The 15504-nt window shown below is 44.2% G+C and carries 13 protein-coding genes and 1 riboswitch; of the genes, 1 reads left to right on the top strand and 12 read right to left on the bottom strand.

What is annotated here, in order from left to right; translation table 11 throughout:
• Positions 1-17: 17 nt before the first annotated feature.
• The 11 genes from rsmH to ARA78_RS00960 all read right to left on the bottom strand — a co-directional run bounded on the left by rsmH (position 18) and on the right by ARA78_RS00960 (position 13296).
• Complete coding sequence (gene rsmH, locus ARA78_RS01010; protein ID WP_015533170.1) at positions 18-953, bottom strand: 16S rRNA (cytosine(1402)-N(4))-methyltransferase RsmH; 936 nt, start codon at positions 951-953, stop codon at positions 18-20.
• Positions 954-972: 19 nt separating this feature from the next.
• Positions 973-1425 (bottom strand): division/cell wall cluster transcriptional repressor MraZ, encoded by a 453-nt coding sequence (gene mraZ / locus ARA78_RS01005; RefSeq protein ID WP_015533171.1) that lies wholly within the window; start codon positions 1423-1425, stop codon positions 973-975.
• Between the two features lie 318 nt (positions 1426-1743).
• Positions 1744-2853: a prolipoprotein diacylglyceryl transferase gene (lgt, locus tag ARA78_RS01000; RefSeq protein ID WP_055272677.1), complete on the bottom strand. Its 1110-nt coding sequence runs from the start codon at positions 2851-2853 to the stop codon at positions 1744-1746.
• 24 nt (positions 2854-2877) lie between these two features.
• Positions 2878-3975, bottom strand: coding sequence for a redox-regulated ATPase YchF (ychF, locus tag ARA78_RS00995; protein ID WP_055223899.1), 1098 nt, complete (start codon positions 3973-3975; stop codon positions 2878-2880).
• Between the two features lie 257 nt (positions 3976-4232).
• On the bottom strand, positions 4233-7448 hold the full coding sequence (locus tag ARA78_RS00990; protein WP_330375964.1) for a PAS domain-containing hybrid sensor histidine kinase/response regulator: 3216 nt from the start codon (positions 7446-7448) through the stop codon (positions 4233-4235).
• 170 nt (positions 7449-7618) lie between these two features.
• A riboswitch (cyclic di-GMP riboswitch) is annotated at positions 7619-7721 on the bottom strand.
• An 89-nt stretch (positions 7722-7810) separates the two neighbouring features.
• Positions 7811-9160 carry an MATE family efflux transporter gene (locus tag ARA78_RS00985; RefSeq protein ID WP_055272676.1) on the bottom strand — a complete coding sequence of 450 codons (1350 nt, stop codon included), beginning with the start codon at positions 9158-9160 and terminating at the stop codon, positions 7811-7813.
• Complete coding sequence (locus ARA78_RS00980; protein ID WP_055272674.1) at positions 9157-9606, bottom strand: MarR family winged helix-turn-helix transcriptional regulator; 450 nt, start codon at positions 9604-9606, stop codon at positions 9157-9159. Before ARA78_RS00980 ends, ARA78_RS00985 begins: the two co-directional genes overlap by 4 nt.
• Before the next feature lie 209 nt (positions 9607-9815).
• On the bottom strand, positions 9816-10250 hold the full coding sequence (locus tag ARA78_RS00975) for a hypothetical protein (RefSeq protein ID WP_055272672.1): 435 nt from the start codon (positions 10248-10250) through the stop codon (positions 9816-9818).
• Positions 10251-10338: 88 nt separating this feature from the next.
• Positions 10339-10911, bottom strand: a complete 573-nt coding sequence (locus ARA78_RS00970) for a chromate transporter (RefSeq protein WP_055279853.1) — start codon at positions 10909-10911, stop codon at positions 10339-10341.
• Positions 10911-11549, bottom strand: coding sequence for a chromate transporter (locus ARA78_RS00965; protein ID WP_055279852.1), 639 nt, complete (start codon positions 11547-11549; stop codon positions 10911-10913). The genes ARA78_RS00970 and ARA78_RS00965 overlap by 1 nt, the downstream gene beginning before the upstream one ends.
• A gap of 91 nt (positions 11550-11640) precedes the next feature.
• On the bottom strand, positions 11641-13296 hold the full coding sequence (locus ARA78_RS00960; protein WP_055279851.1) for a putative polysaccharide biosynthesis protein: 1656 nt from the start codon (positions 13294-13296) through the stop codon (positions 11641-11643).
• A 169-nt stretch (positions 13297-13465) separates the two neighbouring features.
• On the opposite strand from ARA78_RS00960, the gene ARA78_RS00955 reads away from it, so the two are divergent.
• Positions 13466-13651, top strand: a complete 186-nt coding sequence (locus ARA78_RS00955) for a DUF4250 domain-containing protein (RefSeq protein ID WP_015533181.1) — start codon at positions 13466-13468, stop codon at positions 13649-13651.
• A gap of 70 nt (positions 13652-13721) precedes the next feature.
• On the opposite strand, the gene ARA78_RS00950 is transcribed toward ARA78_RS00955, so the two are convergent.
• On the bottom strand, positions 13722-15371 hold the full coding sequence (locus tag ARA78_RS00950; protein WP_242849633.1) for an AI-2E family transporter: 1650 nt from the start codon (positions 15369-15371) through the stop codon (positions 13722-13724).
• Between the last annotated feature and the right edge of the window lie 133 nt (positions 15372-15504).

The following is a 15504-nucleotide window of genomic DNA, read 5'->3' as shown; positions in this document are numbered from 1 at the left end:
TCTTTCATTTATATCTGTCAAATTGCCTCAAACACTCTGAGCTTTGAGCTCTTTGATCTGGAATTCTCCTCAAGCTCCCTTTCTCCCGGTATGATCGGTTTTCTCGTTATCACCTTGCCGAGAGGCTTTCTTCCGCATGTGCACACCGGAAAGTTCGGTGGACAAATGCATGGATTTTCATTTTTCCTGAATGCTAGCTTCACTATCCGGTCCTCAAGGGAATGAAATGTGATGATACACAATCTTCCTCCCGGATTCAGACTTGCTATCATGCCGTCTATTGAATCCCTGAGCACATCAAGCTCCCTGTTAAGCTCTATCCTGATCGCCTGAAATGTCTGCTTGGACGGATGTCCCTGTCCATTCCTTGCCTTTGCCGGTATGGAGCCACGGATTATATCGTTGAGCTCTTCGGTCGTCTCTATCACCTTGTTCTCACGGTACTTGCATATATGATATGCAATACTCTTTGCATATCTCTCCTCTCCGTAATCCTTAAGTATACGGAACAGCTCAGCCTCGGAATAATCATTGACTATATCCTTTGCAGTCTTTGTCTGCCTGTTGTCCATCCTCATATCCAGTGGAGCATCAACCCGATATGTGAATCCTCTATCCGCATTATCGAGTTGATATGAAGACACTCCCAGATCAAGGAGTATCCCGTCCACCTTCTGTATGTTCAGTTCATCCAATATTCTTCTGAAATTCTGGTAATTATCCCTGACTATGGTCACCTTATCCCCATACGGCTCAAGTCTCTTCGACGCTGCAGCTATGGCATCCTCATCCTGGTCGATACCTATAAGCCTGCCGCCCTCACCAAGCCTCTTCACAATCTGCTCTGAGTGTCCGGCTCCCCCTAATGTGCCATCCACATAGATGCCATCCGGCTTGATATTCAGGTTGTCGATGGTCTCCTCAAGCAAGACCGACTTGTGCGCAAATTCCATAATCAATTACCATTCTCTTCTAAAAACTAAAATCAAGTGCATCAAGCTCATCTGCAAGCTCGTCCATGCTGGCCTGATTATCACTCATGTTCTCAGGGCCATCCCACTCTTCCTTGCTCCAGATCTCCGCTTTCTCACCGTTACCGATGACATACACATCCTTGTCTATATGAGCATATTCTCTCTGCTTCGGAGATAGAAGTATTCTTCCCTGTGCATCCGGCTCACACTTGACCGCTCCGGCAAGGAAACCTCTCTTGAAGGCTCTGGCCGTTCTGTTGGTCATAGGAAGCTTGTTCAGCTTCTCAACGAACTCCTCCCACTCTGTCATTCCATATACATAGAGACAGCAGTCGATTCCTTTGGTTACCATGAATGACTCCCCGAGTTCCGAACGAAGTTTTAATGGCATGATCAGTCTTCCTTTTGCATCAAGCTTATGTTCATATTCACCTGATAAGCATCTGGACATCCCGATCTCCTCCTTTCGTATAACTCCGGTTCAATCACCACTTTCCACCACTTAGTTGCACAGTAATGCCACTTGTAACCACTATTCTATACTATAGCCCCTCAAATTGCAACCCTGTTATATGAAAAAAGTGTGTGCAAATACGCAAAAAAGCCTGTAGATCTAACAGTTTTCACTGTCAAACCTACAGGCTTTTTGTGGTGGGGACAAATCCCAGTTTTTTCCCATTTCGTGGGGGATATCTCCACCTTGTGGGTATTTATCTGTATTGTCTCCCTGTTATATTATTTTTATTGCCACTTTTTCTGCGCTGAAATGCTATTTTGTGGCATCTTTGTCATCTTTCTTTTTTTCTCCAGCGTCATCTGATCCACCACTGGTCTCCACTTCTGTACCGGCAGCGTCTGCTTCACCACTGGTCTCCACTTCTGTATCCGCAGGATCACATTCGCCACTAATCTTCACTTCTGTGCCAGCGGCGTCTCCCATAACTGCAGCAGGCCAGCCACGCTTGGCACATCTTACATAATTTATGACAAGCAGTACCACGGCAGTTACAAAGCATACAAGTGCAAGCGCCTGGGATACCTTGATCCCTGTATTGCCGATCATCAGGGAATCACTTCTGAGACCTTCGATGATAAATCTTCCAAGTCCGTATCCGCCCACATATATGAGAGCGAACTCTCCTTTGAATTTCTTGTGCTTTCTATATATAAATAAGAACACAAGCAGCAAAAGATTCCACAGGGACTCATACAGGAATGTCGGGTGGACTGTTATGCAGTCCATTCCGTCTATATTCATCACATTGTCCAGCATCTTCTGTGTGATGACCCCGGTTCTCTCCAGATAGTCAAGATTGCCATCAGATCTGTAGTAATCAAGCGGAATCGCCATGGCCATCTTACTGTTCGTATATGCGCCAAATGCTTCTCTGTTGAAGAAGTTTCCAAATCTTCCAAGTATCTGTCCGATCAGTATTCCAAAAGTGGCTGTATCCGCCATGAGTACAAAGCTGACTTTTCTCACCTTGCAGAATATTACCGCCGTGATGACTCCTGCGATGATTCCACCATATATGGCAAGTCCACCGCCTCTGATATTCAGCATGGCTTTGATAGTGGCTCCCACATCACCCTGCACTATATACTGGTCAAGTCTGAACAGGATATAGTAGAGTCTTGCTCCAAGTATGGCCGGGATGATAAGTATAAGTATGAAATCCAGATACATTTCAGGATTCTGTTTTGTTCTCTTTGCCTCGTTGGTGACAAGTACATATGCCAGCAGGAATCCTATCATGATGATGATCCCGTAGAACCTCACCTCAAAGCTTCCTATATTGATGTGGTCACCTATATTTCTGAGGGTTATCCCAAGATTCGGAAAGAATATGCTTCTAAAATATTCTGATATCTGAGACATATCGTTACATCCTCCTAGATTCATTTACACGTTGAACTTGAAGAGAATAACATCTCCATCCTCAACCACATATTCCTTGCCTTCCTGTCTTACAAGGCCCTTCTCCTTGGCCGCAAGCATGCTTCCGCAGTCCATGAGATCCTTGTAGCTGACAACCTCCGCCTTGATAAATCCTCTCTCAAAGTCTGAGTGAATCTTGCCAGCTGCTCCAGGTGCCTTCGTTCCCTTCTTGATGGTCCATGCCCTTGACTCTGTCTCTCCGGCTGTCAGATAACTGATAAGACCAAGAAGTGAGTAGCTTGCCTTGATAAGCTTGTCAAGACCAGACTCTTTAACTCCAAGATCCTCGAGAAACATCTTCTTCTCCTCATCATCAAGCTCTGCCAGCTCCTGTTCTATCTGTGCACATACTACAAATACCTCTGCATCGAAGTCCTTTGCGTATTCCTTTACCTTCTGCACGTTCTCATTTGAAGCGCCATCGTCCGCAATGTCTTCCTCGCCTACATTTGCGGCAAATATTACAGGCTTCCATGTGAGAAGGTTATATTCCTCTATCCACGCCTGCTCGTCCTCATCTGCGACCTCTATGGTCTTTGCAAGCTTACCATCCTCAAGGTGAGCCTTGATCCTCTGCTGGAAGTCAAGCTCCTTCGCAAGCATCTTGTCATTTCTTGCACCTCTGATGGTCTTGGCGATCCTTCTGTCGAGCACCTCTATATCTGAGAATATCAGCTCCAGATTGATGGTCTCTATATCTCTGATCGGGTCTACGGAACCGTCAACGTGGATGACATTTGTATCCTCAAAACATCTTACAACGTGAACGATGGCATCAACCTCTCTGATATTTGCAAGGAACTGGTTTCCAAGTCCTTCTCCCTTTGATGCGCCCTTTACAAGACCCGCGATATCTACAAATTCTATAACAGCAGGTGTTGTCTTGGCTGAGTTGTACATCTCTGTGAGCTTGTCCAGTCTCTCATCCGGCACTGCAACGATTCCTACGTTTGGATCTATTGTACAGAACGGATAGTTAGCTGATTCCGCGCCTGCCTTTGTAAGTGAATTGAAAAGTGTACTTTTTCCCACGTTTGGGAGTCCTACGATTCCTAATTTCATTTTTTCTATTTTCCTTTCTTAAAGCCTTGATTTTGCTTGATATTCTGACTTTGCCGATTATATGGTGTACCATTTAGTGTACCATCTGTTTTCAGGGCGCAAAAAGCCCCAATAGCACGGTAATTGTACTACACCCGTGGCTTAATTTCAATGTTTATAATTATTATCGGAATCCCATAACTATTTTTTTACCCAGTGCCTCCTTCAAAACTACAACAGCCAGCCGGGGTTCACCCCCGGCTGGCTGCTACATTTTATCAGTTCAGATATTTCTCCATCACTGTGTTCAATTTTTCAAAATCAAGCGGTTTCGCTATGTGTTCATCCATCCCCGTGTTCTTTGCAAGCTGCACATCCTCAGCAAATGCATTTGCGGTCATGGCTATGATAGGAATCTGGCCTCTTCTTCCAGGCAGTGCTCTTATAGCGGCGGTGGCCTCATACCCATTCATGACCGGCATCTGAACATCCATAAACACTATGTCATACCAGTTCTCGGAGGCATTCTCTATCCTCTCCACAGCCTCCCTGCCATTCTCAACGATCTCCACACTGGCTCCCGTCATTCCTATGATCTCCGATGCGATCTCACTGTTCAGATCATTGTCCTCCACAAGAAGGACTCTCCTGTCCGAATAATCAGATCTTCTGATATTCTTCAGGTAATTCCTGGCGGAACCATCCGTTTTCTCATTCACTATGCGAACCAGTGTTGCCGTAAGACGTGAACGGAACAACGGCTTGGCAATAAATGCATCCACACCTGCTGCCCTTGCCTCATCCTCTATCTCACTGTAATCATATGAAGTGAGCACTATGATGGTCACATCCCTGCCAATACGCTCTCTTATACGTCTCGTTGCCTCAATGCCATCCATCTTTGGCATCTTCCAGTCCATAATGATCGCAAAGTAATCATCATTTCTCTCATGCCTTGCATATGCTCTGGCGACAGCCTCCTCACCCGAGGTTACCCACTCTCCGGCAATTCCTATCTCACCCAGAGTCTGAACCGTACTCTCACAGCATAACTCATCATCATCCACCACCAGCACAGGCAGATCTGCCAGCTCCTTTATCTGGTCGATCTCCCTCTCCTTAAGCCTTAGGAATATGGTGACTGTGATCTTCGTGCCCCTGTTCAGGACACTGTCAACCTGAATATTGCCATTCATCATGTTTACTATATTCTGTGTGATCGCCATTCCAAGACCTGTGCCCTGGATCTTCGTAGTCCTGTTATCATCAGCACGGGTAAATGGCTGGAACATGATCTTCTGGAAATCCTCATCCATGCCAATGCCATCATCCTCTATGCTGAACACATAGCATCCAAGCTCCGACTGGCCGTTTGGCCGCTCCTCGATGGAGAATACTATATGGCCTCCATCCGGGGTATATTTGACAGAGTTGCTCATAAGGTTCATAAACACCTGCTGTATCCTCAGTGTGTCGACATATACGTCCTCATGCTCGATGTTTTTTATATTCACCTCAAGGCTGTGATGGTGCTCATCCATCTCTGATTTCGCCATAGAGATGAGATTGTCCACAAGCTCTGAGAGATTAAACTCCTCCTCGGCCAGGGATATTCTCCCGCTCTCTATACGTGCCATATCGAGGACTTCATTGACCAATCCCAACAAATGTCTGCTGGCTCTGGTTGTCTTGCCCAGGCATTCAAGCACCTTATCCGGACGATCTATGTTGGCTCCCGCAATAGCCGTCAGGCCAACTATCGCATTCATAGGTGTTCTTATGTCATGCGACATATTCGTGAGGAATTCGGTCTTCGCTCTGTTCGCCCTCTCCGCGGCCTGATACGCGTCCTTAAGAGCCTTGTGTCCCTTAATTTCCTGCTTCTTCTCCTGAGTTATATCCATGGATGCCCACAGCACTCTGGTAAGTACACCTTTCTTCCACTCGATAGGCACAAATGACGCACTCCTGTAGCATTCCTCTTCCATATTGCAATACTCAAACTTATACACATCCGATGCCTTTGTGAGGTTATTTCTCAGATTCTCAGGCTTCAGCAGATCTGTCAGTGAATCAGCAGGAGGCAGTGTCTTATATCTGCTCTCTACACGCCTTATCAGATCACTATAACGTCCCTCTGGCGGATAATCCGATTTTATATTTATCATGAAATATTCATATGTGTCATTTTCCAGATCGCATATAGCGAAATGATCCACCAGTCTTGTGACACTCTGGAGGAGATGCCCCATAGCTTCATTGTCCGCAGACATCTGCCTGTGTATCTCAGCCTCCCGTTTTGCCGCGGTGATATCCCTCAGGAATATGATCGCATACTGCGATTGCTCACGATCTCCACGGAGAATGACATTCCTCGTCCAGTGCTTCTCTCCATGTATAGTGATGCCACATTCCAGACTCAGCTCCCCGTCACACTCACCAAGCCTTCTGGCTATATATCTTCTGTCGTAGAACCTGGCAACCTCATGCCTGAACTCCTCGCACACGTAATTGTCTATAAATGCCGATATAAGTTCATCCCATGTATCACTGCTCTCAAAGATGGTCATAAGCGACGGCTCAACCTTCATGGAGTCAAATGTATTCTCCTCAAGATTCACGTAATACTCACACAGATTGGTCTTCGTAAAGGCATTGTGGAAAGCAGCTGCCCTCTTCTGCTGCATCTCCAGATCCTTCTCCACGTTAATATTTATAAATGTACCTGTTATCCTGCGGGCTGTGCCATCTGTACGCCTTATCACCTCTGCCTTTGCACGGAACCACTGATAATCTCCATCCAGCATCCGCAGCCTGTACTCCACATCGTATTTATATGCATTTGTCTTATCAGTGACCACAGCCTTCAGGCTGTCCAATACCCTGTCCTTATCGGCCGGATGAAGCAGTCTTGTCCATGAAGATATGTCATTCGGGAAATCTATGATGTCGTGATATCCCAGCATAGTTCTGAACGCATGGCTCCAATATACTTCCTGCAGATCTCCAGTCTCATCAAAATCAAAGTACCACATACCTGACTTCATTGCGCCATTGATGAGAGTCACATTCTCATGCTCCCAATCAAGCCTTGCGGACATTATCCATACAGGCGTTCCATCCCTGTCCACGGAATCCTCCTTGAATATCCTGACAGTCACCGGGGTTCCGTCACTTGTCAGCATCTCCCCCTCTCCAAGTCCTCTAATCTGGCGTAAATGATCTGCGTCCAGAAAACTTGTATTCTCTCCATAGAACACAGACCTGAGTGATCCTCCTGTACATCGCTGGAATTCCTCATAGCTGTAACCAAGGTTATACAGCATGAAATCACTGACCGACAGTATCGTCAGTTCGTCATCATAATAGCCGATGATCGTTCCAACGGCATTGTTGTTATTTATCGTTCTCTGTATTGTCCGCGAAGCCTCTTCTCCGATCATGGATGCATTACCCAGGCCCCCAGCCTCACCATACACTCTCTCATCATTCATTCTAACTACACGCTTTCCTCTCTGATAACATGATAAATACATTTCAGTTAACACATCTTAAGCGCTCGGATCACACAAAAAGCGACTGTCAAAGAATACACTCCGACAGTCGCTTTTAATAAATATAATTATACTCCTCTTTGTACATACTAGTTCCAACAGGGAAATTATACTGCAACCGGCTGTCATAGTCCGAAACAGTTCTCTGTTTTCAGACCTTAGACCCATATGGCTTTGTGTCACCGCTTTTCAACGGGTTTACTAAATATTTATTTTTCAAATTCATTACATATAGATTACAATTCTCTGATTAAAGTATTATAATCATTTGTTTTATTTGTCAAGCATTTATTTAATTATTTTCAGGTCTTTTCCGTTTTCCACTTCTTTGACATAACGATGTAGAATATGACGTTGAGCACGATGCCGACACATGTGGCTATCGGCGCTGCAAGTCCTATATTTGTAAGGCTCGCATCCGGCTGTATACTCATGTAATACGCCAGTGGAAGTCTCACAAGCAGAGTCTGTATAAGTCCCTGTATCATGACCCATAGTGACTTCTCATGTCCATTGAAATATCCTATCATACTGAACAGAACCGCGGTAAGTATAGTCTCAGGTGCAAAGCCCCTCAGGTACTCGAAGCCCCTCTTTATAACAGCCGAGTCAGTGGTAAAGATCGATGTCAGTTTGTCACCAAAGAACCACACGCCAATGAATACCACCACGCCGACAGAGAGTCCTATGCCCATACCGGTAAGCATCGCTTTTCTCGCTCTGTCCTCTTTTCCAGCCCCGACATTCTGCGATACAAATGAAGCCATAGACTGCATAAGCGAACTTGGTACCAGCATGGCAAAGCTGACTATCTTGCAGGCAACTCCATATCCGGATGATGCCTCCAGGCCAAGTCTGTTGATAAATGCACACAGCGCCAGAAATGACATCTGCGTGAGAAATTCCTGCATTGCAAGCGGAAGTCCAACTGAAAGCAATCTTCTGCACTGTCTGTTTAATCTGAAATCTTTTCTTGACATCTTAAATGGAAGCTTTTTCTTCTTCAGCAGCACAAGCGCAAGGACAACACTGACCGCCTGGGCAACCACTGTTGCTATGGCTGCACCCGCAGCGTCAAGATGACATCCCGCAACCAGGATAAGATCACCAATAACATTTACTATACATGCCACAAACACAAATATAAGAGGTGATTTGCTGTCTCCAAAACCTCTGAATATCGCAGTGAGCACATTGTAGGCCATAATGAAAAATATTCCGCCTCCGCATATCCTCACGTACGATGATGTAAGAGTGACCGCCTCTGCCGGTGCCTGCATCAACACGGACAAAGGTCTTGCAAACGTCACCATGACAACTGCCAACACCACCGCAAGTATTGCAAATATAGTCGTGGCGCCTCCAAGAAGCTCTCCTATCTGATCCGTATTCTTTTCGCCTATATATCTGGCAATAAGCACTGTGACACCCATAGCAAGTGCTGTTATCACAAATGTAACCAGATTGAGCACCTGGCTGCCTGTTGATACGGCTGAAAGCCCCGCCGTCGAACCGAATCTTCCAACCACCAGCAGGTCAACCGCACCATATGCAGCCTGAAGTATCAGTGCTCCAAGAATCGGCCCCATGAATGGGAGCATTTTTCTAATTATACTTCCCTGTGTAAAATCTGTTTTATCCTGTACACTCATCTTATGTTCTGACTCCTTTTGCTCATAACATCATAAATTTTTTCAATGGTCGCTATCATAATATCTGCATCTTCATCTGTGATATCGGCAAGAGACTCCCCCAGTCCTGCGAAATACTCATCAACATATTTGCAAACCAGATCTCTGCCAGCCCGAGTGCTCCTGATATACACAAAACGTCCATCCGCCTCTGAAGCCTTCTTTTCCACAAATTCCAAGCGTTCCATATCCTTTATCGTCTTTGTCACGCCCGGTCTTGGGAGCCCCAGCTCATCACTTATATCACTGACCTTTACATCAGTCTCAGACCTCTCAAATCTCGTTATCACATCAAGATAATGTATATGAGTCGGTGTGACTCCATTTGGCAGCTTTGGCATCATATCTCTTACTCTCTTAGCTTGATAGCAGGCATCCATCACCTGTTTTATCTTTTCCTTTGTCATAGCATTCCTTCCTATAAATTTATCAAATATTATTTTATTGTTATTTCGTATAATTACTTTAGGTAATTATCATCGGTAAGTATATTCACATTTTCTCTTTTTGTCAAGGGATAGGATATATAAACTATTCATATGCCTGCGTAAGCCATTAGCCACCATGCATAAAAAATGCTCCACCTGATTCTCTCACAGATGAAGCATTTAATTATTCAATCCTTTTTACTAACTACCTTTACTATCCCTATAACCGATTCGATCAATACCACCACCACAAATGGTATTCCCGCCAGAGTCATTGAAAACATCATATATTCGATCCCATTCAGCAGATGCTCCCATCCTCCTGTAGCCTGCGGCACTATCCACATTTCATTGTTGACCAATACACTGATTCCAAGTCCAAATATCAGCCCGAAGATCAACCACGCCACACATATTATGGCGACGTCTTTCAGCCTCACTCTCTGATTATCGTATATCCATCTCCTGAATATAATATACAAAACTACACATACAGACGGAACCGCAAATACAACGAACAGGTTATTGCTGTCATTATTCATCTCTTCCATGTAATCAGACAGCGTCATAATGCTCCAGCATATGAGTTGTACTACCAGACATATCAATATTTTCTTCTTCATATGCAAACTCCCCACTACATCTACTTTTTACATACTATAATAAAGTTCTTCACATTACAATTTAATTAAAATTATAATATGCTTTTACTCAGATCAGATATCTGCCAGCAAGCCCCACGATCACCTGCATCCCGCCGGAAAGCAGCATCACCCACACAGGATTCAGTTTGAATTTTCTGAGCAGAACAACACTCACTGCAAATATCACCACAAGATTCCACTTAGTTCCTGCGAGACTTATCATGTCAATCCCAGACCATACCGCCGTCACGAATATCGAAACTCCCGCTGACGCAATCATAGCCACAACCGCAGGTCTTATGCCCCCGAGCAATTCCTGAAAGATATCCTGTTTGCGATATTTGAGATACAATCTTACTATAACAGTAACTATGATACATGATGGAAGTGTACACCCAAGCGTGGCAACCACAGCGCCTGCATATCCAGCCACTCGAAGGCCCACAAATGTCGCCGAATTGACAGCTATAGGTCCCGGTGTCATCTGGGATATAGTGATCAGATCTGTAAACTCTGACATGGTCATCCACCCATGTATCTTCACTATCTGTCCCTGTATGAGCGGCATGGCGGCATAACCTCCTCCGAAACTGAAGAGTCCTATCTGGAAGAAACTTAGGAATAACTGCAAATAGATCATTATTCCATCCCCCCTTTGTCGGGATGTTTTTCAGGATTTCCGTCAGAGGTATCCTCTGTCTTTTTATGCCCACGCCCTCTTCTTTTCTCAAGCTGTCCTCTACAAACACCGACAAGTCCACAGACAATTACTATGAACACGACATTTATCTCCAATATGTAGGATGCAACAAATGCAGCTATCATGATCAATATCTCCAGATCATCCTTCTGCTTTACTATGTCTGCTCCCATATCATATGTGACGGATGCGATAACCGCAGCAACACCTGCCTGCATCCCCTCCAGCATCTGGCTTATCATCCAATTGCTCCTGAACGCGCTGTAACAGTAAGATATGATGGATATGATAACAAATGGCGGAATGATAGTTCCGACTATAGCCACCAGTGCCCCTGCTATACCGCACAATTTGTATCCCACTGCTATCGATCCATTTACTGCGATAGGTCCCGGCGACGACTGAGCTATTGCTACAAGATCAAGCATCTCATCCTGTTCTATCCAATGTTTTTCATCCACAAACTTTTTCTTCATAAGAGACACGATGACGTATCCACCCCCGAAGGTAAAGGTGCTCAGATATAATGTTGTTATGAATATCTTCAGAAGAGTCTTACTCTTTTTTCCTCTTTCCATAATATACCTTTCTCGTGAAAACGTTTTCACGCTCCAGGTACAAGTATATGCCTATTCGAGAAATTTAGGAAACATTTTTTATACAAACATTTTATTTTATCAGTCTGAACTTCTTCGCAAACCTCACAATAAGACCTCCCTTAGGCATATTGAGAAGTTCCTCCTCCGTATATCCTCCGGCTTTGAGTATAGCCACCGCATAGAATATGATCGCCACAAATACTGCAACAAACATCGCGATCACCCAGTTGCCGAGAAGCTTCCTGCAGCCCTCATATACAATGATCGTAACAACACCCATGAAGATAGATGCTATAGTAGGTGCAACGTATATTCGCCTGTTGTCCATCTTGCCGGTCTTGTACTTTGTGAGCGAACGCTGGTTGAATATACATATGAGCAGTGAGTTCACTATCGAACCAAATACCAGTGCATAAAGTGCCCAGTCTGTGCAGTACAGCATAACCACAAGAACCACCACATGTATCACCAGTGCAAGGGTGGCATTGATAACCGGTGCCATCACCTTACCCATGGCCTGAAGCACACTATTGGTTACAGTTGACTGTGCAAAGAACACTATGGATATGAATCCAAGATACATACATTTGGCTGCCATCGGATCCGCACCTGAGAACAGGAGCTGTATTATAGGCTTAGCCAGGACTCCCATTCCAACCGCACACGGTATGGTGACCAGCATGGACATGCTGAGCGCCTGATTCAGAAGTTTATTGGTTTTCTGCATGTCATTTCTTGCATACGCACCGGATATTCCCGGAATATATGCGATTCCAACTGAAGCTGCTATGGCAAGCGGAAGGTTCGTGAGAACTGTATACTGTCCTGAGTAAATTCCATACAGCTTTGCCATCTCCAGGGAATCCATGCCCTTCATCTTCATGACCACATAGAATACCTTCATGTCTATAGGTGTGAGCACGTTATACACCACTGCTGCCACCACGATAGGTGTGACTGTGGCAATGATTATTCTGAATAACTTTCCATAGGATTCGGTGCCTGGACTTGTATCGTTCTTCACAGACTCCATGATACCCTTTCTTCTTCTCGCATAAGCGAACAGTATGAATATCAATCCTCCAAGGACTCCGGCACCTGTACCCATGGCACTTCCGGCAGAACCATACTTTGCATGCTCGGTTGTTCCAGCGGCAAATGGCTTTGCAAGCATATACGCAGCGACGATACTGACTACTGCATTTGCAAGCTGCTCTATGATCTGTGATATAGATGTAGGCACCATCGTGTTGTATGCCTGCAGATATCCTCTGAATATTGCAAGAAAGCCCGATATAAATATAGTAGGGGCAAGTATCTTAAGACTTAAGACTGCATTTGGCTGGTCACTTACAAACCATTCGGCTCCAAAGTACGTGATCAGTGCCGCCACAGCACCCGCTATGACTACATATATAAATGTACAGTAGTATATACGTCTGGCACTCTTGTACTGTCCCATAGCTATCTTACCGGCAACAAGCTTCGACACTGCTGTAGGAATACTGTATGTGGCGATCATTATGACCATGGCGTATATTGCATACGCTGAACCATAATATCCATTTCCCTCATCTCCAAGTATCTGATACAGAGGTGATCTGTACAGAAGGCCGATGATCCTCGACACGATTCCGGCTCCCGCCAGGATTCCTGCCTGAAGCGCCAGATTACTTCCCTTTCCTGATAGCTTTCCTTTCTTTGCCGTACCGGTATTTGTACTCATATCTAACTCCTTATTGCCATTTCTAAATCACTGTTGTAAAATTCAATTTGTATCTTTGATATATATCACAAACTATATATATACCAATTTTATGCAGTTAATTCAACCATAATATTTATAAACACGATGCATATTATGACCCAATATACCACAAGGAGGAACTTTAACAATGGAATACTCTTCACTTCCAAAGGATCCTATGGTGCTTCTCAGCTTCATCAACACGAAGCTCAGAGATGACTATCCAAGTCTTGACGAGCTCTGCAGCTCACTATGTGTAAATGCAGATGATATCAAGAGTAAGCTCGCATCCATCGACTATTCATACGATGCAGAAAAGAACAGATTTGTGTAAAAGCAAATCTGTTCTTTTCTCTTTTGTCAGACAGGGACAGCATCTGCTTTCCCCGTGCTGATATTATGTTTTATTTATCCTGATTCCCGGAAATTTTTTTATCACTCTCCGGTTTTGCCTGACCATTTCCAACTTCTTCAGCGTCATCTTTGCTGTCAGCTTCCTTATCAGGCTCTGCATCACTTCCTACTATATTATTTGCAAGCTTTTCAGCGTCCGCCCTGCTGGCCACGCTCTTCATAACATGCATGAATTTATCAAATATACTGATAGGATCATCATCTGAATCATCGTCATCCTGAGACTGATCATCTGCATGCGCAGTGCCAGACTTCACATATTCATCATCTGGAAGATCTGATGGGTACTGAAGCATATGCTGCTTCTGCTTGAGCTTCCTTTTGTTCTCACGCTCCGCAAGCTTCTGCTCCGGCGTCTTCTTCTTGAACCTTATATCCTCTTCTTCCTCAGTTATATATATCGGCTCTCCCGTCTCCTCATCTATCCTGCGAATCTTCTCATACTCGGATGTCTTGAACGCAAGATTCTTCTCCTGCAGCTTTGCAGTGCATGTCCTGTTGATGTACATGTAACAGCAGGCAAATACAGGAACTCCGAGAAGCATTCCAAAGAATCCGAACAAACCGCCGCCAACTATGACCGCTGTGAGCACCCAGAAGCTTGAAAGTCCTGTGGTATCTCCGATGATCTTCGGTCCGAGGATATTTCCATCAAACTGCTGCAGTACAAGTATAACAATGAGCAGCACAAGACTCTTTATAGGATCTGCAATGAGCACGATGAAGAAACATGGCACAGCTCCTATGATAGGTCCGAAGAACGGTATGACATTTGTCACTCCAACGATAACACTTATCAGAACCGCATATGGCAGATTGAGTATCGTTGATACTATGAACATGATCATTCCTATAATAAGTGAATCAAGTATCTTTCCATTTATAAACTGACCAAATATCCTGTTCATCTCTGAAAGTCCGTCAAGGATAGTATTTGCATTCTTCACCTTGAATACCGCATATATTATCTTCTTTCCCCTTGAAGCAAGATATTCCTTGTTTGCCATCACATATATCGAAGCAACAATGCCTATAAGGAAATTGTACAGGAACTTAAGTCCTGAGAACACTCCACTTCCTATGTTCACCACGATCTTGTCCACATTTGGCATGATCTTGGTATTCAGCATATCCTGAACCTTGAGATATGCATTGTTCATATACTTGTTGATCTGATCCTCAGGTATATTGAGCTTCTGGAACTTCTCATTTATATTCTCCACCATCGTCTGAAGGTTGGAATAATAGGTATCCATGTTGCCCACAAGCTGCTTGATACTGTCGTAGAGCTGAGGAACCACCAGCCACACTATTCCGGTTATGATTCCAAGGAACACTATGGTAGTTAAAATAACCGACAAAGTTCTCGAAACCTTGAACAATTTTTTCTTATCCGATATGACTCTCTCCTGGAATATCGTATGAAATAATCTGTCGAAAAAAACAAGTATCGGGTTCATGAGAAACGCAATGACTGCGCCCACTATGATCGGTGCAAATGCACTCGATATCTTGTCAAGTATCGCACGAAATCCCGACCATTGCTCCAGTATCTTATTAAAAAGGAGTCCGACAACGATTATTCCTATGACCGCCAGACTTATGTTGAGAATTCTTTTCTTCTTATTATTAACAGCCAACTTCTTCTCTCCCATTCTTTAGCATGTGTTTATTATATTAGTTTTTCCAAACCTGTTCAATACAGCTTACGCAAAATTAACCATACATTTATCACTTAATCTCATAAATTTTATAATTCGTGCATATAATGCA

It is taken from the genome of Coprococcus eutactus (genome assembly GCF_001404675.1).
In the GTDB taxonomy this organism is placed as follows: Bacteria; Bacillota; Clostridia; order Lachnospirales; family Lachnospiraceae; genus Coprococcus; species Coprococcus aceti.
The sequence above is the reverse complement of the archived record's forward strand: the minus strand, read 5'-3'. Positions and strand labels throughout refer to the sequence as shown.

What these genes read in the sequence shown, in the direction of transcription:
- ARA78_RS00960 (WP_055279851.1), bottom strand. Translation starts at nt 13,296, where the DNA reads ATGAGTACAAATACCGGTACGGCAAAGAAAGGAAAGCTATCAGGAAAG.
- ychF (WP_055223899.1), bottom strand. Translation starts at nt 3,975, where the DNA reads ATGAAATTAGGAATCGTAGGACTCCCAAACGTGGGAAAAAGTACACTT.
- ARA78_RS00980 (WP_055272674.1), bottom strand. Translation starts at nt 9,606, where the DNA reads ATGACAAAGGAAAAGATAAAACAGGTGATGGATGCCTGCTATCAAGCT.
- ARA78_RS00955 (WP_015533181.1), top strand. Translation starts at nt 13,466, where the DNA reads ATGGAATACTCTTCACTTCCAAAGGATCCTATGGTGCTTCTCAGCTTC.
- lgt (WP_055272677.1), bottom strand. Translation starts at nt 2,853, where the DNA reads ATGTCTCAGATATCAGAATATTTTAGAAGCATATTCTTTCCGAATCTT.
- ARA78_RS00975 (WP_055272672.1), bottom strand. Translation starts at nt 10,250, where the DNA reads ATGAAGAAGAAAATATTGATATGTCTGGTAGTACAACTCATATGCTGG.
- ARA78_RS00970 (WP_055279853.1), bottom strand. Translation starts at nt 10,911, where the DNA reads ATGATCTATTTGCAGTTATTCCTAAGTTTCTTCCAGATAGGACTCTTC.
- rsmH (WP_015533170.1), bottom strand. Translation starts at nt 953, where the DNA reads ATGGAATTTGCGCACAAGTCGGTCTTGCTTGAGGAGACCATCGACAAC.
- ARA78_RS00985 (WP_055272676.1), bottom strand. Translation starts at nt 9,160, where the DNA reads ATGAGTGTACAGGATAAAACAGATTTTACACAGGGAAGTATAATTAGA.
- ARA78_RS00990 (WP_330375964.1), bottom strand. Translation starts at nt 7,448, where the DNA reads ATGAATGATGAGAGAGTGTATGGTGAGGCTGGGGGCCTGGGTAATGCA.
- ARA78_RS00965 (WP_055279852.1), bottom strand. Translation starts at nt 11,549, where the DNA reads ATGGAAAGAGGAAAAAAGAGTAAGACTCTTCTGAAGATATTCATAACA.
- mraZ (WP_015533171.1), bottom strand. Translation starts at nt 1,425, where the DNA reads ATGTCCAGATGCTTATCAGGTGAATATGAACATAAGCTTGATGCAAAA.